The organism is Chitinophaga sancti (assembly GCF_034087045.1).
In the GTDB taxonomy this organism is placed as follows: domain Bacteria; phylum Bacteroidota; class Bacteroidia; order Chitinophagales; family Chitinophagaceae; genus Chitinophaga; species Chitinophaga sancti_B.
In genome coordinates, this window is the sequence record NZ_CP139247.1 from 7,982,639 (window position 1) to 8,004,442 (window position 21,804).

At 43.9% G+C, this 21,804-nt stretch carries 12 protein-coding genes; all 12 read right to left on the minus strand.

Annotation, left to right across the window (positions count from 1 at the left end; genetic code table 11):
- Nucleotides 1-23: 23 nt before the first annotated feature.
- The 12 genes from SIO70_RS32010 to SIO70_RS32065 all read right to left on the minus strand — a co-directional run bounded on the left by SIO70_RS32010 (nt 24) and on the right by SIO70_RS32065 (nt 21,801).
- Complete coding sequence (locus SIO70_RS32010) at nt 24-2,360, minus strand: mechanosensitive ion channel family protein (protein WP_320577806.1); 2,337 nt, start codon at nt 2,358-2,360, stop codon at nt 24-26.
- 59 nt (nt 2,361-2,419) lie between these two features.
- Nucleotides 2,420-5,128, minus strand: a complete 2,709-nt coding sequence (locus SIO70_RS32015) for a M14 metallopeptidase family protein (RefSeq protein WP_320577808.1) — start codon at nt 5,126-5,128, stop codon at nt 2,420-2,422.
- Between the two features lie 9 nt (nt 5,129-5,137).
- Entirely contained in the window at nt 5,138-6,586 is a 1,449-nt protein-coding gene (locus tag SIO70_RS32020; RefSeq protein ID WP_320577810.1) for an amidohydrolase, read from the minus strand.
- Nucleotides 6,586-9,303: a M14 metallopeptidase family protein gene (locus SIO70_RS32025; protein ID WP_320577813.1), complete on the minus strand. Its 2,718-nt coding sequence runs from the start codon at nt 9,301-9,303 to the stop codon at nt 6,586-6,588. The genes SIO70_RS32020 and SIO70_RS32025 overlap by 1 nt, the downstream gene beginning before the upstream one ends.
- Before the next feature lie 9 nt (nt 9,304-9,312).
- On the minus strand, nt 9,313-10,608 hold the full coding sequence (locus SIO70_RS32030) for a M20/M25/M40 family metallo-hydrolase (protein WP_320577815.1): 1,296 nt from the start codon (nt 10,606-10,608) through the stop codon (nt 9,313-9,315).
- 3 nt (nt 10,609-10,611) lie between these two features.
- Nucleotides 10,612-11,229 carry a hypothetical protein gene (locus SIO70_RS32035; RefSeq protein WP_320577816.1) on the minus strand — a complete coding sequence of 206 codons (618 nt, stop codon included), beginning with the start codon at nt 11,227-11,229 and terminating at the stop codon, nt 10,612-10,614.
- A 26-nt stretch (nt 11,230-11,255) separates the two neighbouring features.
- On the minus strand, nt 11,256-12,839 hold the full coding sequence (locus SIO70_RS32040; RefSeq protein WP_320577818.1) for a SusD/RagB family nutrient-binding outer membrane lipoprotein: 1,584 nt from the start codon (nt 12,837-12,839) through the stop codon (nt 11,256-11,258).
- Nucleotides 12,840-12,849: 10 nt separating this feature from the next.
- On the minus strand, nt 12,850-16,392 hold the full coding sequence (locus SIO70_RS32045) for a SusC/RagA family TonB-linked outer membrane protein (protein WP_320577820.1): 3,543 nt from the start codon (nt 16,390-16,392) through the stop codon (nt 12,850-12,852).
- A gap of 210 nt (nt 16,393-16,602) precedes the next feature.
- Nucleotides 16,603-17,523 carry a FecR family protein gene (locus SIO70_RS32050; RefSeq protein ID WP_320577821.1) on the minus strand — a complete coding sequence of 307 codons (921 nt, stop codon included), beginning with the start codon at nt 17,521-17,523 and terminating at the stop codon, nt 16,603-16,605.
- A 69-nt stretch (nt 17,524-17,592) separates the two neighbouring features.
- Nucleotides 17,593-18,039 (minus strand): RNA polymerase sigma-70 factor, encoded by a 447-nt coding sequence (locus SIO70_RS32055; protein ID WP_320577823.1) that lies wholly within the window; start codon nt 18,037-18,039, stop codon nt 17,593-17,595.
- A gap of 224 nt (nt 18,040-18,263) precedes the next feature.
- A complete protein-coding gene (locus SIO70_RS32060) occupies nt 18,264-19,601 on the minus strand; it encodes an HlyD family efflux transporter periplasmic adaptor subunit (RefSeq protein ID WP_320577825.1) in 1,338 nt (445 codons plus the stop codon).
- 4 nt (nt 19,602-19,605) lie between these two features.
- Entirely contained in the window at nt 19,606-21,801 is a 2,196-nt protein-coding gene (locus SIO70_RS32065) for a peptidase domain-containing ABC transporter (protein ID WP_320577827.1), read from the minus strand.
- Between the last annotated feature and the right edge of the window lie 3 nt (nt 21,802-21,804).

Consider the following 21,804-nt stretch of genomic DNA (forward strand, 5'->3'; position numbering starts at 1 on the left):
GCTTTTCTTTTTTAACATTTTTTTTACTGGGTCACAATACCCTTCTGCTCAAAATAATTGTATATGGCATTGTTGATCTCTGCCTCTACCACAGTCACTTTCATGATATCTCTGCACCAGAAAGCAATCCTTATAGTCATAGCACCCGCACTGACGAGATTTATAATAATCTCAACCTCTCTTCTCCCCAACACCTGCTCATTGGTTATGATCAGCTCTTTCAATTCCTGCTTCACTTTCTCTGGATCTTCCAGCCTGGCTACCTTATAATTGAAATTGATGCGGGCATTGTTATTACTCAGGGTCCAGTTGGTAATTTCTTTCGACAGCACATCCCCGTTTGGCAATATCACCTCTGCCCCATTTTCGGTAAGCAGGGTACTACTGCGGATCCCAATCTCTTTCACACGACCTTTGTTACTACCAATCTCCACCATATCACCAATACGGAGTGGGCGGTCAAAGATCAGGATGATACCGGATACGAAGTTGTTGACGATGCTCTGTAAACCCAGACCAATACCCACACCCAAAGCACCCAGGATCACAGTAATCTTATCAACAGGTAAACCTGATGCACTGATTGCCAGCAGGAAAGCCAGCACCAGCAATATCAGCCTGGTCACCAGCAATCTGGAACGCTGCCCCTTATCGTCAAAGGCGGCATCGTCACCGATATCCCCAAAGAAATAGGCAATGTACTTCTGTAGGAAATTCGCCACCCAGATAATACCCAGGAACAATACTACCCCGCCAATTGTAAAGGAACTACTGCCAATGACAACAGAAGTCTGGAACACCCCCTTCAGGCCATTGTTGAATGTATCATATATATTCAGGTTGGTGCTGAATACAATCGCCCAAATCAACACCGCCAGCACAGATATAAACCGGAAGAGGGATTTCTTGATATCTGCCACATCGAAGTGCTCAGGATAACGCTTACGGATACGACTACCTTGTATTTGCAGGAGAAACGCCTCGATCGTTAATTGTACAAAAATGATGAGACCCGCTGCCTGTGCCAGTGCATATACAGCTGTAGAACTAAAGATCTGGGACAACGTCACACGACCAAACAGGTTCATTAATACTGCCAGCACATTCAGGAAGGTATACAATATCACCGCCCACCACATCAAACGATATTCTTTGCGGAAACTGCGGATCTGTATAAATAATAACCCAATTACAATAGCTACCACATCATGCACCACATTCGCATGCCGCATAAGGCGCAAGGGTAATCCTAATACCCTGATGATAGGCAGGAAGAGGAATAAGAGCATAAATAAACCCCAACCCATAAAGATCTGCCGGGGTAGTAATTTATAGAAGACAGGTGTCAACAACACCATCAGGAAAAACTGTGTCATCTCTATATAAATAGCCGGTGCATTGTGATCAAATAACGGCGCCAGGTTCAGGATCAGTACAAACGTCATAAGCCATGGTAAGGCTTTGACATATTTGAAATCAAACTCCTTGATCGCACTGAGCTTATTTAATTTCTTCAGACTCCGGAAGTTAAAATTGATCCAACCAAAGAATACAATGCCTATTATCAATAACAGGAAACGCTTGCTGCGGGTATTCTTGAAGTAGTAACCTGCCAGTTTTTGCTCCGCATTCACAGACTTCTTAAAACCACCGGGAGGAGGTCTTAGCCCCAGCTCGGAAACGGGCTCCCACAGGTAGAGACGTTCTTTGGTAAATGCACGGCCACCGGCTGTCTTCAGGGCCTCTTCTGTCTGATACCCCAATTCTTCGATGGTAATAGCATTGGTAGAGACTCTTGCCTTCAGGTCATTGAGGATAGCGGTATTAGATTTTACCAGACTATCGGCTCTTTTGAACTTGGTCCGTAAGGTTTGTAGTTGTGGCGTAAAGGTGGCTCTGAGTACAGTGTCCTTGAACAAACCACGCATCAGGGTATCCTTGCGGAGGTCCCGGATTTCCTTTTTGACCTCATCCAGTTTCTGGTCATAACCATTTAGTGTCTTTCCGAATTCTCCCATGGTATTGTTCAGTTCTTCCAATAAAGACTGGTACATCTGGAGGTTTCGGATATTGAGACTCCTGTCATTGCCGGAAAAACGGTCTTTCAGTATTTCCAGCACAGAATCCGCATCTTTCAGCTGGGACTGGATGTCCGGGAGATGGGTAAAAGAACTCGTAACCAGTGGTACTTTGTTCATGGTCTGAAAAACTTTTTCAAACCCGGCCAGGTAATCACTTCTTGTTGGTTGGTTATTGTCGCCGAATAAGGTCGTGTCGGCGCCACGTGATGGTGCTTTTTGTGCCAATGCGATACTACCGGTGTACACCAGCAGTAACAGCAGAAGGATAGGCTTTTTCATGTGTACTGTTGAATAGTACGGAAATATAGGTGGAATTTTTGGTACAAAAAAAAGGGGGCTTATTGCCCCCCTTCCTGATATAGTGTGTTGAATAATAATTTAAACGTGCCGTGCGACTGTCCCCTGAAGGTGACTTCCGGTCCATAGGCATAAAACATTCCTTTACCAACTGGTGCGCAAAACGCTGCTACACCGCCTTTTAGGTAAGCTTGTCCCCAGGCCCATCCACTATGAAGTGGCGTTTCCGAAGTAAACCAGGCTATGGGTTTTACATCTTTTGCACCTGCATCAATTTTAAAAACAGGGCTGTTATCAAAATTGATGTCACCAGTTGCAGGCATACCATATGCCGCCATTAGTGTACTATCAAATTGAGCCTTTAATATACTACCCGGTATAAAGTACTTCGTACCCGGCAATGGCTTTCCATTTTCTACCAGTGCATTTTTCACAGGTAAGCCTAAATGATAAGCGAGGTTCGTACTGGTACCAATGGTAACAATATTACCCCCTGCTTCCAGGAAGGCCTTTAACTGAGGGATGGATGTGTCTTTGGTGATCTTACCAAGCATGCCACGATATTGCTCAGGAATTTCATTTGGTGAAGGCGCTTTTTGTGCAAAACCATAACGGTTTGATTCTTCTCCTGAAACAGGTGGGATGGCTCTTGTTACAAATACTATGACATCATAGTCTTTTTTCAGGTTGCCTTTGTCTATGTCTTTTGCATAGATCACTTTGAATGGGAAGTGGTATTGTTCTAATAACCATCTTACCCAACCAGAAGGAATAGAACCACCGTAACTATCCCACAATGCAATACGTGCAGGTTTTACTGATTCCAGATCAGCAGGCTTTTTGCTTAAGGGCTTTATATTGATGGATGCACTACCTAATATATCTACTGCTGCTTTCTTATTGCTTACATAGAAATCGCCCGTCTTTGTTCTATACACTTCTACCCCTACGTTCAGCAATTTGTTAACGATTGTAAATACATCATTCTGTTTTCCACTTAGTAAATAACCCGCTTTGCCTACTGGCAATGTTCCTGCTTTCACCTCCTGCAATTCACCATATGGCAACTGTGCAAAAGGACCACTAAAATCATTCAGTATCCTGTCAAACTGCACACCCATCTGGTAAGCCAACGTCCACCCTGCAGCATCATAAGGATGAATAGGAGGACCTCCCGGATACTGAAAATCATTTGGATGATCCTGTGGTTCAAACATATCCAGTACATGCGGGCGAAACGCCTGATTTGTACGAACAATATAGGACCCACCAGGATATTGTTTTCCTTCTATCGTAAAGGCTGTAGTTGCTTTCTGTACACTGATTCCGGTTTTAATCAGTGCATTAATAAACTTTACAGCAGTCGGAAAATCTGCCTGATCCGCTGAAATGATATACCCTCTTGGATCACGTGTAGCAGGATTCTTATATACCGCATCGTAGTAAGACATCGGAATGTTATTCCCACGCTTCATCCAGCCATAAGGATCACTACCATCATCTCTAGTGGTATCATTCTTATCTTTTTTATAAGCAGCCGTAATAGCATTCGCACCTTTAGGAGATAAAGTCCAGTTATCCCTGTTACCACGATCTATTGCATTCTTACCCATCTTATAAATGTTGTACAACACTTCATCACGCTGTCTGGCAGCATAATCCAGCACAGAATAATTCAACGATACGGAATAATCGATTGACTGACGGAAGTGCCATACATCCTGTGGCAATACCGGATTCGGTGTAGCACCATTCGGAATTAAACGCTTTGGTACCACAGGTACTTTTTCTGGTGTTGGGTTCCCAATGATCTCAGTAAGCAACCCGATCATATTGTGAAACTGTGTGGTAGTACGTAATCCACCATTATACCAGGTGGAGAAACTGGAACCATTCAATCTGGTATACCCCGGTTTATCTTCCACATTCAGGCGATTGTACATTGCCGCACCCAATGCATCGATACCCGTAATCATCAAAGGATCGAATACATAGTTGAACGGATCGCGGTATGGAGGCCCTGCTAATACAGAGCCTTCCGGACCGCGTTGGTGATGATTATACATGATCTGGGGCATCCATTCCAGGAACAGTTGCTTACCCATATTTACACTTTCGCTCATGTTCATCATATAAAAGTCACGGTTATTATCGTGACCGATATACTTTTGATACAACACAGGCACCTGGTCTGTAGTACGCTTCAGCGTATCAGTATTACGCATGTACCAGTTAGCCACCAGCTCCTGTCCATCCGGGTTGGCGTGCGTCATCAATACAATCACATTATCCAGGATACGTTTTGTTTCATCATCATTTCTGCTGATGAGTTGATACGCCGTTTCGATCAACTGATGAGAACCCACCACCTCTGTTGCATGCAATCCACCATCTATCCATACCACAGCCTTACCAGCAGCAGCCATCGCTCTTGCCTGTATTTCACTGATACCTTCTGCACGTGCCAGTTGCTGTGAGATCTTTTTGTACTTTTCTAATTGCTGGATATTTTCAGGTGAAGAAATAACGAGCATATACTGATGCCTGCCTTCTTCAGTCAATCCAATATCCACCAGTTTTACACGCGGACTGGATGCCAGCTTCTGAAAATACCCGGCTGTCTGTGTATAATTTGCCAGCTTGTAATCATCTCCCATATTAAAACCAAAATGTTCTTTGGGAGAAGGTACGGTTTGCCCATACAAAGTAGTGGCGCAAAATAATATGATGACGGACAATAACTGTTTCATACAACTATTTTATTTCTTCCTGTAATCCAGTGCCGGAGCTCTATCGCCCAGCATGGCTTCGTACTTGAAATCTTTTCCTCTGCGCTCTTTCAGTTCTGCCTGTGCAGACGTAACTGCCGCAGGATTATTGAACAGGTCATAGGCAGTGAGTGCTATTGTTTTGGCAGCTACCATCATTCCTTTCGCACCAATGCTGGAACCAGCAGCGGCCACGTTCTGCCAGCTATGTCCACCGGAACCTGCTACAAAAGTTGCCGCGCTCATACCTGCTGTAGGTGTCACCCAGCTTACATCTGCTACGTCAGAAGAACCGATACCGCCCTCTTTTACAATCGTGAAAGGCTGTACTTTCATAGAAGCACTATCCATATCAGGAATGTTCTTCTGATCGATAAATGAAGATTGAATCTTCTTACCAAATTCCTTTTCTTCAGCAGTATATTTAAATCCACCCACCAGGTGCAGGTTCTTATCCATCATGTGAGACAGTGTTTCATTCGGCATCATGTTATACACACCACCAATGATTTCATATTTCATGGTAGTACCTGTTCCCAATGCTGCACCTTCTGCACATTTCACCAGTCTGTCCCAGGTATCTTTTACAACCTGCATATCCGGATGACGTACGTAGTAGTATACTTCCGCAAAAGCAGGCACTACATTCGGCGCATCACCACCTTTAGTGATCACATAGTGAATACGGGTATCCTGTTGTACATGCTCACGCATCATATTCACCATATAATCCATCGCCTCTACCGCATCCAGTGCAGACCTTCCCTTTTCAGGCGCACCTGCAGCGTGAGAAGCGATACCATAAAATCTAAACTTTGCATTTTTATTAGCTAACCACGGGGCTAAACCCGCAGAGTTATCATTGCCCGGATGCCAGTGCAACACAGCACTTACATCATTGAATAAACCAGCTCTTACCATATACACTTTACCTGAACCACCTTCTTCTGCCGGGCAACCATACACTCTTAAGGTACCTTTGCCACCACTAGCTTTCATCCAGTCTTTCACAGCTATTGCAGCAGCTACAGATGCAGTACCAAACAGGTTATGTCCACACCCATGCCCTGCCCCTTCAGGTACAATCGCCTTCTTTTCAGGGTTAGCTTCCTGCGATAATCCAGGCAGTGCATCAAACTCTGCAAGAATCCCAATTACGGGTTCACCACTTCCATAAGTAGCGATGAAGGCCGTTGGAATACCTGCAATACCTGCTTTCACTGTAAACCCTTCCGCTGTCAGTTTCTCCTGCAGCAATGCAGAACTCTTTACCTCCTGGTAACCTACTTCTGCAAACCCCCAGATCTTTTGCGCTATCGTTGTATACGTTGGTGCCTGCGCATCCAATGCTGCAATGATCGCCGTTTTATCTTTATTTGCTTTCTGTGCACAGACAAATGCCGGTGCACAAAAAAGCAGGGACAATATTACTTTCTTCATTATTTATACAATTGGTTGAATAGTAACTTAAAGGTGCTATGTGATTGCCCACGGAAAGTGATCTCCGGACCAAAAGCATACAATTTTCCACTACCTACAGGTGCTACGAATGCAGCCACACCATCTTTCAGGTAACTCTGTCCCCATGCCCATCCACTGTGCAACGGAGTGGCAGTTGAATACCACATCAGCTTCTTTACATCACCACTGATGTTGAACACAGGACTACGATCAAAATACACATCTGTCTTTGCATGCATACCTGCATTTTCAGCAGCCGTCGTATCTACATCTGCAATCAATAAGCTACCCGGTATGTATAGTTTACTACCAGTTAATGTCTTATTTGTTTTAGGATCGATGAGTGCATTTTTCACTGGCAGTTTTAAATGATAGGCCAGATTCGTGCTGGTACCAATCGTAACAATATTACCACCCGCTTCCAGGAATTTCTTCAACTGGGGAACAGAAGTATCAGCAGTAATACGACCTAACCATGGTTTGAATTCAGCAGACAACTCTTCTGGCTTAGGCAACTTACCAAACCAGTAACTATCTCTCTTTGGTTTGCCTGTATCAGGAATAGCGCCGGTGGCAAATAAGATGATGTCATATTTTTTACGCAGGTCTCCTTTATCAATTTCCTGTGAATAAATCATGGTACACTTATAATGATATTGCTCCATCAGCCATTGCATCCAACCGGCAGGAATAGAGCCTCCATAAGTATTCCAGATGGCAATCCGTGCAGGTGCTACAGCCTTTAATCCCGTAGGTGCTACATCAGCAGCAGTAACTATTATACCCAATTCGGTAGTTGCTTTTGTTAATATCTCTGTAGATTTTGAAGATACAGGTACGTAGAAAATACCTGAAGATATTCGGGATACTTTTACACCGGCATTCAGCAGATCATTCACGGCAATGAATACATTATTACCGGATGGGTTCAGGTAATATCCTTTCTTCGTAGCAGGTAATGTCTTTGATGCCGGTGATTCTATCTGCCCATAAGGTAATTGTGCCAATGGCGCATTTATTCCATCCAGTATCCGATCGAATTTCACCCCCATCTGAAAAGCCAGTGTCCAACCCGCCGCATCGTAAGGTCTGATAGGAGGACCTCCCGGATACTGAAAATCATTCGGGTGATCCTGTGGTTCAAACATATCCAATACATGCGGACGAAACGCCTGTGCTGCTTTTACTACATAAGAACCCGCTGGATATTGCTTCCCTCCTATAGTAAAACCTGCAGTTGCTTTGTGAATAGTCACACCTGCACGACTCAGTGCATTGATGAACTTTACCGCTGTTGGAAAATCTTCCTGGTCTGCAGGAATGATATAAGCCCTCGCATCCCTGTAAATGGGATTTTTAAAATAAGCAGCAAAGAAGTTATTCTTTATGGTATCTTCTTTTCCAAGTGAAAGGTCTCCACCACCTTCTTCTTTTTTATTGGTGTCTTTTTTAGTGGTGTCTTTTTTAGATGCCGCCAGCTTAATACTATCTACCAGGCGTGGATAGAATGTCCAGTGATCCTCATTCCCCCTGTCAATCGCATTCTTACCCATATGATAGATGTTGTACAGCAGCGTACTTCTATATTTCGCAGCATAATCCAATACCGCATAGTTCAGCGAAACGGAATAATCTATTGACTGCCGGAAATGCCATTCCTGTGGCACAACCGGGTTGGGTGTTGCACCATTTGGAATCAACCTGTCCGGCGCCAGTGGCACAGTCTCAGGTGTAGGCCCACCAATGATCTCCGTCAGCAAACCCACCATGTTATGGAAGTAGGGCGCTGTACGCAAACCACCATTCCACCAGGTGGAAAACTGAGATCCACCACGTTGTGTATACCCCGGTTTATTCTCTACATTCAAACGGTTATTCATAGCCGCACCCACTGCATCAATACTTGTTACAATGAGCGGATCAAATACATAATTGAAAGGATCACGATACGGAGGTCCTGCCAGTACAGAACCTGCAGGTCCACGCTGGTGATGGTTGTACATAATCTGCGGTATCCATTCTACGAACAGTTGTCTGCTGATGTTCTGGCTCTCTTTCATATTCATCATATAAAAGTCGCGGTTGTTATCATGGCCTACATACTTCTCATACAATCTTGGAATGTTCATGGCCCGCTTCTTTGGATCTTCCGTACGCATATACCAGTTAGCTACCAGTTCCTGTCCATCAGGATTGGCGTGCGTAAAGAGGATGATCACATTTTGCAGGATGTTCATCGTTTCCTCATCTGTACGCGACACTAACTGGTACATACTTTCTATGAGCTGATGAGAACCGACTACTTCCGTTGCATGTAAACCACCATCTATCCATACCACCGCTTTACCGGTTGCAGCCAGTGCTTTTGCCTGGTCATCGGTGAGACCTTCGGCATGTGCCAGTTGCTGGGAAATGGTTTTGTACTTTTCCAGTTGCTGGATGTTTTCAGGTGCAGAGACGATGAGCATGTACTGGTGCCGGCCTTCTTCTGTAAGACCAATATCTACCAGTTTCGTTCTGTTGCTGGCTGATAGTTTTTTGAAATAAGCTTCCGTTTGTGTGTAGTTAGCCAGTTGGTAATCATCTCCGATATTGAATCCAAAATGTTCTTTCGGAGAAGGGATTTGCTGTTGTGCCCATGCTGTGGTCGTAGAGAGCGTGAGCACCATCAGCATGCCGTAGAATGTTCTAGTCATAAGCCTTTGTTATTTTGCTATACCGGCTTCCGCCAATAAGATCAATAGTGCCTGCTGGATGCCCTTATATCCGTTATCATTCACCCACCATTCAGAGAGTGCATGTGCATTGCCACCTACACCACCGGAACCAATGGTAATAGCGGGTACGCCTTTGGATATAGGAATATTGGAATTGGTGGAACCTACCCTCAGTGAAGGAGTGCCTCCCATATAAGTTACGACGGCCATCATATGCTGTATCAATAGCTGTGTAGTATCACCCACACCTGATGGACGATCGCCGATCAGTTTCATATCGACGGTGAGATCGGCACCTGATTTCTTCATTTTATTCTCTTCTGCCAGTGCGCGGGCGACGGCTGCATGCAATAATTTATCACAGTTTTCCACACGCTCCGGGCTCTCTGATCGCATGTCCACCTCCATCCATGATTCAAATGGAATAGAGTTCACCGATGTACCACCACCTATCACGCCCACATTGTAAGTAAGTCGTAAACCCGGTGCCTGTGTAAGTGAATCAGCAGCTACACACCAGTAGGCAATGGCACGACCCAGTGCATTGTGTGGGTTTCCCAAGCCAAAGGAACCGGAGGAATGACCACCCGGACCTTTGAAGGTAACACGATAACGGTGTGAACCTAAACCTCTGTGTGTAATGGTTTCGCTATTCCAGCCATCTATGGCGATGTAACTATCTATCTTTCCGGGACCTTTGCCGCCGAACAGGTTCTTTACACCTCTCAGATCACCCTGACCTTCTTCACCTACAGTGCCGATGAATAGCACATTGGCACTGGTTTCAATACCCGTCTTTTCCATAGCGGTCAACACTGTCAGTACAACGGACAATGCCCTTGTATCATCAGCAATACCCGGTGCTGCCAGCGTATCGCCTCTATGTTTGACTTTAGTATCAGTGCCTTCAGGGAATACGGTATCCATATGGCCTTCGAGTACCACTGTCTTCTTACCATCTTTGCCTTTTCGCAATGCAATTACATTCCCCACATGATCTGTCCATACACTATCCGCACCCGCTGCTTTCAGCATAGCCGCATATTGCTTTGCCCTCACCTCCTCCTGGTAGGGAGGTGCAGGTATTTCTGTCAGTAAAATGTGATTAGCCGCCGTCTGTGGTTCCATCTCCACAATCGTCTGAAAGGCTTTTTTCACCGATGGTTTCTCTGCAAGCGATTTGATTTCGGTTACGTATTTCTTATCTGCCACTCCTTTGCGGTCCTGTGCATACATGGTCATCACCGTATGCAACAGTGCAGCCGTCAATATTATTTTTCTCATTTCTTACTGGTTTTTAAATCTTACTCCAACCCGACAGTCACCCGGTTCGCCACGGGATTCATCACAGATATTATTATAGAAGGTCACAACCCTCCTGCCATCGGACAGGTTTACAATGAATTTGAAAAGAAAATAATCGTTGACAGCCACTGCACTAAGGTCAACATTATTTAGTGCAGCTAATTCCGCTGCTGTGAAGTTAAAAGTTTTTGGGAATTCTATAACAGTTTCGTACAAATGGTCATTCGTCCCTACTATACTGGGCAGCGGAAACTGTGCTATATTGGTATATTGGTTACCCGGCGAAGAGATCACCAAAGGATAAGCGGGCACACTGCTCTCTGCTTTGTTGTAACTGTTGTATACTTCAATTGAAGTGACCGTTACCTTATTGAACCCTGCCCATTCCAATGTAAATGAAAACTGCTGCGATGCCAGGTTAACATCCTTCTTGTTGAAGAAAACGACCTTCCCTGCCTGACGGGTTGGCAATGCTGATTTAGTGGTATCTATGGTTACAATCGGCACCCCGGTATATTGATAATCTTCCCACTCATAGTGTGCTTTCTTACAGGCACCCACACAGATCATTAGTATTGAAAGAATGAATATTGGCTTCATAAATAATAATTTGGTTGATAAGTATCTTATTTATCCCAGAACACCGGCGTAAATTGCTGCGCTACCTGCAGACTGCTCACATCATCCCCCAGGCTGGTGTTAGCACTCAACTCTGTCTGTGAATAATACAGCCGCAGCGGGAAAGTATTGAGTGGCGACAATGGCGTGCGCAATACAGGTAATGCTGTTCTACGGTAATCATTATATGTCTCCATACCATTGCCATAAGTCGCTATGTATTTTTGTGTCATCACCAGCGATAACTTACCCGCATCATCCGCTGCATCATAGGCAGCTAATTGCTTGTTCACATAACCTGTGATGGTGGCGGTTGACATGGTCACACCTCCTCTTGTAGAACTGAAGGTGCTTACACTATTCAGATTTGCCGTGATACCATCTGCAAAATTCTGACGGGCATCCTCACCTGTACCCAGCGTGAGCGAAGCTTCTGCACGGATAAATTTCACCATCGCATTTGTTATCAATGGTATGATACCTGATCCTGTACCATCTGTAGAAGCCACCACTTTTACACTACCTGTAGCATCGGTATTGGTCAGGTATACATTCGTTGATGGAAGATTATTGATAGGAGTCGCATCGTACAAACCACCAGCCGGATAGATCCCAAATGTAGAACGACGATTCAGATCCGCAGGTGCAGCTGTACCATCACCCGGATTACGCCCGTAATACCCATTGCTGTTGGTAGAGTTATTCAACCCAGCTGTAGCATTCTGTCTGAAGATAAAATAACGTAACCTTGGATCATCGTTATTAAACAGCAGGTCAATAAACGCCTGGTTCATGTAGAACGTTTTGCTGGATTGATATTCTGAACGATGCCATGGATGCCTGTTGTTCGGGTTCTGCAAAGGACCGAACTTAAAAGTATAATCCAGGGTATTGCTATTGATCAAAGTAGAATCTGTCACCAATGCCTTGATAGCAGTGGCAGAACGGGTAGCATCCACCAACCTGATCTGGTTGTACAACTTCAATTGCAGGGAGTGCGCCATCGCCAGCCAGGAAGTCTTTGTTCCACTGTACATCATATCTGCTGATGCAGGTACCAGTGTAGTAGTGGTTACTTTATTCGCATCGGCAATCGCATCCTGTATCAGCGTGAGTACGCTTTCATAAATATCGGCTCCCTTATCAAATGCAGGACTTACATTGGTTTGTCCATTCTCAGCTTCAGAGTAAGGAATATCTCCCCACATATCTACCATCAGACTTACCAGATAAGCCTTTTCAAGCTTGGCTATAGCAACATATCCCCAGTCATTTTCCGCTGTACCACTAGTAATGATAGCTTCCAGATCATTCAGCGTCTGGCTATAAAAACCATTCCATGGCTCATCAAAACTGGTGCCCTGCTGCTGGTAACGACCCAGATCTGAAGAGAAGACAGTATGTTGTATAAAGGTTTCCGTACCACTATTCAGCTCATACATGTTGGCAGCCATCGATACTTCGGTAGACGGCAGTAACAGGGAGCGCTGTGCAGTGGTCGGGTTATTCGGGTCTGTATTGATATCTACAAACTTCTTACAGGAACAAAGCCCTGCTATGAGAAAAGTATACAAAAGCGTTTTTGACTGCATAATCATACAATTAGAATGAGCACCTTAAATTGACACCAAATCTTTTAGTAGTAGGAACTGAGAGGTTATCATACCCCTGTGAGTTACCTACACCCAAAGAACTTACCTCAGGATCGAAATTGCTGTACTTAGGGAAGTTAGGCGCATTGTACCACAGGTTACGACCTGTTACAGAAATGCTGGCAGAGCCAAAAGGTGTTTTACCCAGGAAGCTCTTAGGCAGTTCATATGCAAGCCCTATTTCTCTTAATCTGAACACCGTGGCATCGAAGATGGAACCTTCCATCACACCACCAGGCCCCATACCACCGTTAAAGAAGTGGTCTTCGTAAGACATGGCCACATTGTTTTTGATCTTATTCCCATTCTCATCCCGCAGGGCGGTGAGGGTATTTGCATCACCCAGTACCCCCGGCGACACAAGCTGAAATTCACGCTTCTCTGTATCTCTTGTCACACCACGCGACATCATCTGACCCACTGTATTGGAGTACATTTGTCCACCCTGTTTCCAGTCGAACTGAATATTCAGCGAGATGTTTTTAAAGCGGAAGGTGTTCGTAATCCCCACGATGAAATCAGGATTCGGATTACCAATAGCTTTCAGTGAACCAGATACCAATGGTTTACCTGTACTTGGATCTATCAGTATATTGTTCTCATCATCACGTGCATAAGCTGTACCCTGTATCAAACCATATGGATTACCTACGATGTGTACACTGCTGGTACCATTCGTACCACCATAACTGAACTTCTCATAACCACCCAGGTTTTTGATCATGTTTCTGTTACGGGTAAAGTTGGCATTGATATCCCAGTTGAAACCATTCTTCTTTTGAATCGGCGATGCATTGAAACCAATTTCCACGCCCTTATTAGTCGCCTCACCCAAATTGAGGATCTGCGTGGTGTAACCAGAAGAAGGCGCAGCCGTTACTTCAAAGATCTGTGAAGTACTGCGCTTGTTGTAGAATGTGAAATCAATACCGATGCGGTTATTGAAGAATTGTAACTCTGTACCCACTTCCAGTTCTGTAATGAACTCTGGTTTCAGGTTCGCATTCGTAAGCAGGTTGGACTGCGTTACAATATTATAAGTACTACCACCAGCAGGTGTGAATGGCAAACCTACATTCGAAGGGCTGGATGCGCCACCAAGGATGGCATTAATCTGGTAGAAAGCAGCCGTTTGATAAGGCGAGGCCTCGTTACCTACACGGGTATAACCTGCTCTTACCTTACCAAAGTTCAACACATCTTTGGGTACCTGAAAAGCTTCTGTAAACACAAGTGATCCATTCACACCACCATAAAAGTAACTACGGTTGTTAGCAGGCAGCGTAGAAGAGATATCGTTTCGGCCTACAAGGTTCAGGGATAAATAATTCTTATAATCGAAGGTGATATCCGTGAAGAAGGCATAATACCTTTGCTTCAGCAGGTTCCTGTTATTAGTAAGTTGTACACCTGTGATGGAACTGGTATTGTTAATATCATGCAGATCTGCCACAATGATGTTATCGCCATAAAATGCTTTCCGGTCAGTAAAACGCTGGTTCACGTTATTACCCAAAATCGCACGAACAGATATATCGGACGTCACAGAATGAGTGGCTGTTAATAATAAGGTATTATCCAGTTCCTGTCTGTAGATATTATCAGTAGTGATACTACCTGCGGAATAAGAAGATGAACCTTTCCCTCTCACGCTCATTCTCCGATCAGTATATGCATTGAAACCGATTGTATTTTGAACGTTGAGCCAGGTGAACGGATCGAAACCAACAATCAGGTTACCATAGTACCTGTCTACATCACTGGTATTCGGGCTATGTTTTACAGACCAGTAAGGGTTATCGACACCTGTATAATCATACACATTACTACCATCAACAGGGTTTTCATAGGGATAGCGGGTGAGGTCATAACTTGTAGGCACATACATCAGTGTTGACATAATAGACCCTGTAAGACCACCTACTGGCGGGGTCTTCTGGCGGGTGGTCACATAGTTGATGGAACCACTTGCATAGAATTTATTTTCAAGTTTGATATTACCACCAATATTCACAGAGGTACGTTTGATCTCATTTTCAGGCACCACACCTTTGTTATCAGTGTTAGAAAAACCGGCAGTAAAGTTGCCTCTTTCTGTACCTGATGAAATAGAGATTGCATTCTCAAATACATTCCCGGTACGGAAAAAGTTCTTCGCATTTTGTTTCGCATACGAACGGTAAGGCACCTGTATCGGTGTAGTACCATCTGCTTCATAAAACTCAGGAAACACGGCCGAAGTAAACTGTCTGGTCAGCTGATGTGGAATAGTAGAGCGGGTAGGCAACATGCTTTCCACACCTTCAAAAGGTTGTCCCCAGGAAGCATATACCCCCTGACGATAATCATTATTCGTACCCTGACCATATTTAGTCTGATACGCTGGTAAACCAGCTACCTGTTCAAAAGAATAACCGGCATTATAAGTGATCTCTGTTCCTTTGCGTGTTTTCTTCTTACCTGCTTTTGTAGTAATGATGATCGCACCATTCGCAGCTCTCGAACCATACAACGCCGCAGCAGCAGCACCTTTCAGTACCGTCATACTCTGTATATTATTCGGATCCAGGTCAAAGGCGCGGTTGGTGACACCAACACCACCTACGGTAGATGCGCCTACACTTGCAAACGTACTGTTATCAAAAGGCACCCCATCTACTACAAAGAGTGGCTGGTTATTTCCATTCAGCGAAGAGTTGCCACGAATAGTGATATTGGTACCACCACCCGCTACACCACCTGCTGATTGAATATTCACCCCTGCTACTTTCCCTTGCAGGGCACGCACCGGATCAGGTTCTGATTTCTGAGCTAACTTATCTGAAGAGACAGTACTTACTGAATACCCCAGACTATTCTTCTGACGGGCGATACCGGCTGCGGTTACCACTACATCATGCAGTTGTTTCACCGCTGCTTTCAGTTGAATTGTACTGGCATCTCCCACTGGTATTTCCATCACATGATACCCAATAGCAGTCACTACCAGTATGGCGCCTGATTTTACTTTCAGTGTGAAGGAGCCATCACCGCCGGAAGTAACACCGTTGCTGGTTCCTTTTTCCACAATGGTAGTACCAGGAAAAGGTTCACCGTTTTCACTCAACACCTTTCCCCTGATGACGGTATCCGTTGCTATTATTGGAGCTGCGGTAATAACATTTTGTTCACTGCGATCTTTTAAAATAATAAACCCGTCATTCACCACATATTTAATATCCAGCTGTCCCAATACCTTATTGAGTACGCTCCCCAATTCCTCATTCTTTGCCCGGGCACTCACTTTCGTGTCCATGGCAATGTGATTGGAGCTGTATACGAATTTTACATCAGCTTTGTTTTTGATCTGGCTGAGCACATTGCGCAGACTTACATCATCCGCCTGCAGCGAGATCTTTCTGTTTAGAATACTCTGGGCATAGACCATCTTCCCGCAGAGACAGACGAGCAGCGTCATCCGCAGGCCTCTGGTGATAAAAGCTTTTACACTCATAGACGAATTACTTTGTAGATTTCTGGTTGATTAAGGCAAAGCATTCCCTGACCACGATTGCGCGTAGTGCATGCAGGGGCATCATTTTTTAAAACAGGGATTACATCCTGTACTGTTGAAGTTGAAGTTGTAGTATTAGTGAAGCTACTGTCATAGGCAATTGATTTTTTGTGTGATACTTCCTGATTCCGGTTGATAGTTCATGACGACTTATTTTTTTGGTTCCATTAAAACGGTCCTCCCTTTGATTGTCACTTCCAGGTTGAGTGCCTGACTAATCATCTCCATCGTTGTGTTTAAAGACTGGTCTGTCAAGTCTGCTGTGAACAGACTGTTGGCGATAGTAGTGTCGTTGGTTTGTATATCTATTTCAAATTTCTTTTCTATACGTTGAATCACCTCTTCCATGCTGGCGTCATTGAATGCCATGTCGTATTCTGTTCCTTTTGTCAATTCATGTACTGCTTCTCTGGTGGCGTGACCTTTCGTCACAGTGGCCTGTGCTTCAGAATACACAGCGTTTTCATGTTCAATTAATATGTTTTCACCATTGAGAGATACAGCACCGGTGAGCACAGAGATGGCTACCTGCTGCCCGGTTTTCTTTATATTAAAACTTGTTCCTAATACTTTCGTAGTCAACGATCCGCAATAAATGAGGAAAGGATGATTGACATCTTTCGTTACTTCAAACAGGGCTTCTCCATCTAATGTTACCGCTCTTTCAGGGCCACCAAATTTTACAGGAAACACCAGTTTGCTTTCTCCTTTTAACCACACAATAGTGCCATCAGATAAGATCTGTTTTGTAATCTTCCCTTCTACACTGGTAGCATAGGTTTTACGATGTGGTGCTACCAGGTTGAGCAAAGTCGTTTTGAAAATATACCCTGCTACAATCAGTAAAGCCACTGCAGCAGCAACTTTGTATAAATAAAATACAGGTCGTTTGTGTTCAATACGATGCTGCAATCGCCTGAACGTCGCATCTTTTGAAGCCTGCAACTCTTCGGGCGACAAACTGTCAAATGCCGTTTTATCTTCCATGGCATCCAGCCATGCTTCCAGCTGCTCATTTGGCTGACCGGCGGTATATTGATCTAGAATATGTTTGAAATCCTTACTATTCATCAAACCTGTTTTCTATATAGTAAGTAAACTGAGAATGGGCAAACACCTAATGACAATCAAAATATTTTTTTAAAACAGCCAGAAATATTCCCTGAAGGCGATACGCAGGTGCTTCAAGGCCCTTGTCAGGTGGTTTTCCACAGTCTTGTGCGAAATGTTGAGGGTAGTGGCAATTTCCTGTATAGACCGGTGCTCGTTCCGGCTCATCCGGTATACCTGCTGGCATTTTTCAGGAAGGCGCGATACTTCCTTTTCTACAGCATTCACCAGGTCTGTATATTCTATGTATTGTTCATTACTATGGTCTGCACCCACAAAATGTGCATAACTGCTGGCATAGTCTCTCCGTACCTTGTCAGCCTTCATGTAATTAAACAACTGGTATTTGACGGCGGTAAATAAATAAGCATTGAGAGAATGGGTGAGCGTCAATTCTGCGCGGCGGTTCCAGAGGGAAAAAAATACTTCCTGAATAATCTCTTCGGTCACTTCCTTAGATTTCAATCTGTTGTACACATAAGCAAATAACCGGGGCCAGTATTCATTGTATATAACTTCGTACGCATCCTGATCGTCCTTTATTAATAGGGCAATACAATCAGCTTCACTGTATGTATTTGTTTTTTTAATAATATCGACAATTTTGGCTGAGAGAAGTAGTTGATACTATAAACAAACAAAAAAAATTCAATAATTCATAGCTATTTAAAGAAAAAATATATAATCGGGCCCAAAAACAGCTATTTATAGGAGATCGCGATAAAATGTTCGAATAACCGCTTCTCCCGGGTAATGATCCTGCCCTCCGCCTGTAACCCCTCTCTATAAGGTAGTTTTTTGTGATAACTGGTTTGTAATCCCTGTTCCAGTCTTACACGTGCATAATACCCACTATCCGTAGGTATGTCAGAAATGAAATCAATATGCCCGGATACAAATCCAAACTCAGCAAATGGATAGGACGGGAATTGTAGCATCACCTGCTGCCCGGTATTGACCTTTCCCATATACATCTGGGAAATGTACATTTCAGCATAGTAATGACTATTGCCAGGGTCTATGTAGCAAATAGTCTGTCCTGTTTTGACCTGCATTTTCTCCTGAAAGGAGGTGGAGAAATGAATCACACCATCTATCTGTGTACGGAGTATAAACTTTTTATCCCACTCTGCTACCTGGCTGTAAAGGGTCTTCAACGCCTGTTCAAAAACAGACTGTTGCTGGGAGAAAGTATTTTCCAGCTCCATCAGTTCTACTTTTTTATTGTTCTGGTCATTTTCGTTTTGCAGAATGGTTTGCCGGCGCTGTGGCCCTGTCATCTTCTTGGCAATGAGCTTACTCATTTCTGTGCGGTACTCCTGTTGAGATACTACCTTATCTGCAATGAGCATATCCTGCGCTTTGATCCCATCCTGTGATAATTGCAGGTCCTGTTTTTCCAGCTCACTCCAATCTTCCAGGTTAGCATGAATCTGTTCCAGCAGTGCAATATCCCTCTTTAACATGGCCTGCTTTTTTGCATAAAAACCATCTTGTTGATAGGGACGAAAATCCAGTAGTTTTTGAATAAACACCTGGTAATAACTTTGCAGTTCCCCTAAATCTTCTGGTGATTCCAGGTGCATGCGGAAGATGTCATATTGCCTGTTATTATGCAGTAAATGACTGATGGTATCAAGTTGTGTATTTAAATGAATGACATGTTCAGGATTGGCTGTACTTTCCAGGAAGGCAATGACATCGCCTTTGTGTACCTGCTGACCTTCCCTGGCAAATAAGCGCATCAGCCTTCCATCTATACGGCCAATAATCTCTTTGGGTGCATTGAAAGAGGTGAGTCTTACATTGACATCCACCACTTCAGGATACCGAATCTGCCAGCATAGGATCATGATAATGCATACGATGCCCCAAATAATCGTACCACCCCATCTCACAAATTTTCCTGGTCTGTAAAATGAAAGATCAGTGACTGGAGCTACTGGTGTAAGGGCAGGTACAGGTACCTCTTCCATCTCAGTTTTACTGACAATTTTTATTTCCCCATTCTCAATGATGATCTGTCCGATGTCTTCCATATAATTAATTCTCAAGTTCAAGCTGGTTCTTTACCAGCTGATAATATTTTCCTCTTAGCGCCACCAGCGAAGCATGATCTCCCTGCTCAATAATAACACCCTTTTCCAACACGACGATGTTGTCTGCATCTCTTACAGTACTTAACCTGTGAGCAACTACCACCACTGTCCTGTTGGTAAAGAAAGTATTCAGATTGCCAATGATCACCTGTTCATTATTCGCATCCAGTGCATTGGTCGCTTCATCCAGAAAAATATAATCCGGGTCTTTGTACACCGCTCTTGCAATCAGTAATCGTTGCCGCTGCCCCTGGCTGATGCCTACACCTTCCTGTCCTATTTTGGTTTCAAATCCTAAAGGCTGTGATTTAACAAAAGGCAGGATATTCGCCACCTTGCAGGCGTGAAGTAACTTATCAAAGTCAGGTTGTTCAGTATTGACAGCAATGTTACGGGCAATCGTATCACTGTAGATATAACCATCCTGCATCACTACTCCACAATTACTTCTCCATGCTGCAGGACTCACAAATTGCAGGTTATTGTTACCAATGTGAATATCACCCGTATAGCGTGGATAAAAGTGAAGTAACAGTTTTAACAGGGTTGTCTTGCCGCTGCCACTCATGCCTACAATGGCCGTGGTTTTCCCTTCTGGTATTATCAGGCTAATATCTTTTAACACCGGCTCCTGCCCTGCTCCCGGATAGGTAAATGTAAGGCCTGAAATTGAAATACTTTTATCTGCCGGCAAAATCCGTAGAAATGATTTACCTGCTGGCTCTTCGTCTTCCAGTTGCTGGATATCATGCAGGCGTTCCATCGACAATCTCGCTTCCTGTGCCTGCTGTGAAAAACTGATTAGCTGTTCGATAGGCGCGTTTAACTGACCAATAATATATTGAATAGCGATCATCGCGCCAAGTGTGAGTTGTCCCTCTATCACCGCTCTCGCTACAAAGAACGTAATCAATATATTCTTCCCGTCATTCAGGAAGAAGGCCCCTGTTTGTTGTAACTGATTAATGGAAAGGTTGCGAAAGGAAAACTTAAACACATTGGATTGCAGGCGCTCCCATTCATTCCTTCTTATTTTCTCTGCATTATTCAGCTTGATATCCTGAATAGCATGTATCAATTGCATACTTGCAGAATTCTCTTTGGCTGCTGCTTCAAATCTTTTATAATCCAGTTTCCTCCTTTGCTTTAGAAAAAACAGTATCCAACAGAAGTATAACAGGCTTCCTCCTACATATATACTGAAGATCTGCAAATTATATAAGGAAAGGACAAAAACGAATATGATCAGGCTAATCGCAGAATACAACACGGTAATAGCTGAACCGGTGAGAAAACTTTCTATTCTCCGCTGATCATTAATTCGCTGAATGATATCACCCGTTTGGCGGGTATCGTGAAAACTCACCGGCAATGCCAACAGCTTATGCCAGAAAGAAGATAACAGCGAGATATTTACATGTGTACTAATGTATAACAACAATCTTCCCCTAATAAATTCAACAACCGTCTTACTGGACAACAGGACGAATTGGGCGATCAATATCACATACACATAATGCAGGTTATTTGTATTGACACCTTTATCAATGATGCTCTGCATGAGAAAAGGTAAGATCAGTTGCAGGCTACTAATCACTAACAGGCAATTCAATACTTGTATAAAATACTTTCTGTGTTGCTTCAGGTAATGTACAATCAGTGCCCAGTGACTTGTGGTCGCAGACAGATCTGATTCCTGTTCATAAAAACCCAGACCGGGTTCCAACAGTAATACAGTGCCTACCGGTTCCCCATCTTCTGACAGCAAATCTGCCCAGTGTTCAAGAAACTCCCGTTTATGATACACCTGCTCTCCGCTACCCGGATCGCCGATGACCAATTTATTTTTATTGGAGGCAGGTGTGAGTACCACAAAGTGATTCTGGTTCCAATGTAATATACAAGGGGTCGGAACCTCTGTAATTAATTGGCGGAAAGTAACCTGTACCGCCCTTGTCTGAAAACCTATTTTTTCAGCCGCATGGCTGATTCCCAGCATAGATACACCTTCCCTGTCAAACCCACTATGGGTCCTAAGCATATCCAGCTGTAAATGCACCCCATGGTATGCCGCTATCATTCGCAGGCAGGTAGGCCCACAATCCATCGCATCCAACTGCTTGTAATACTTGAATCTCATATG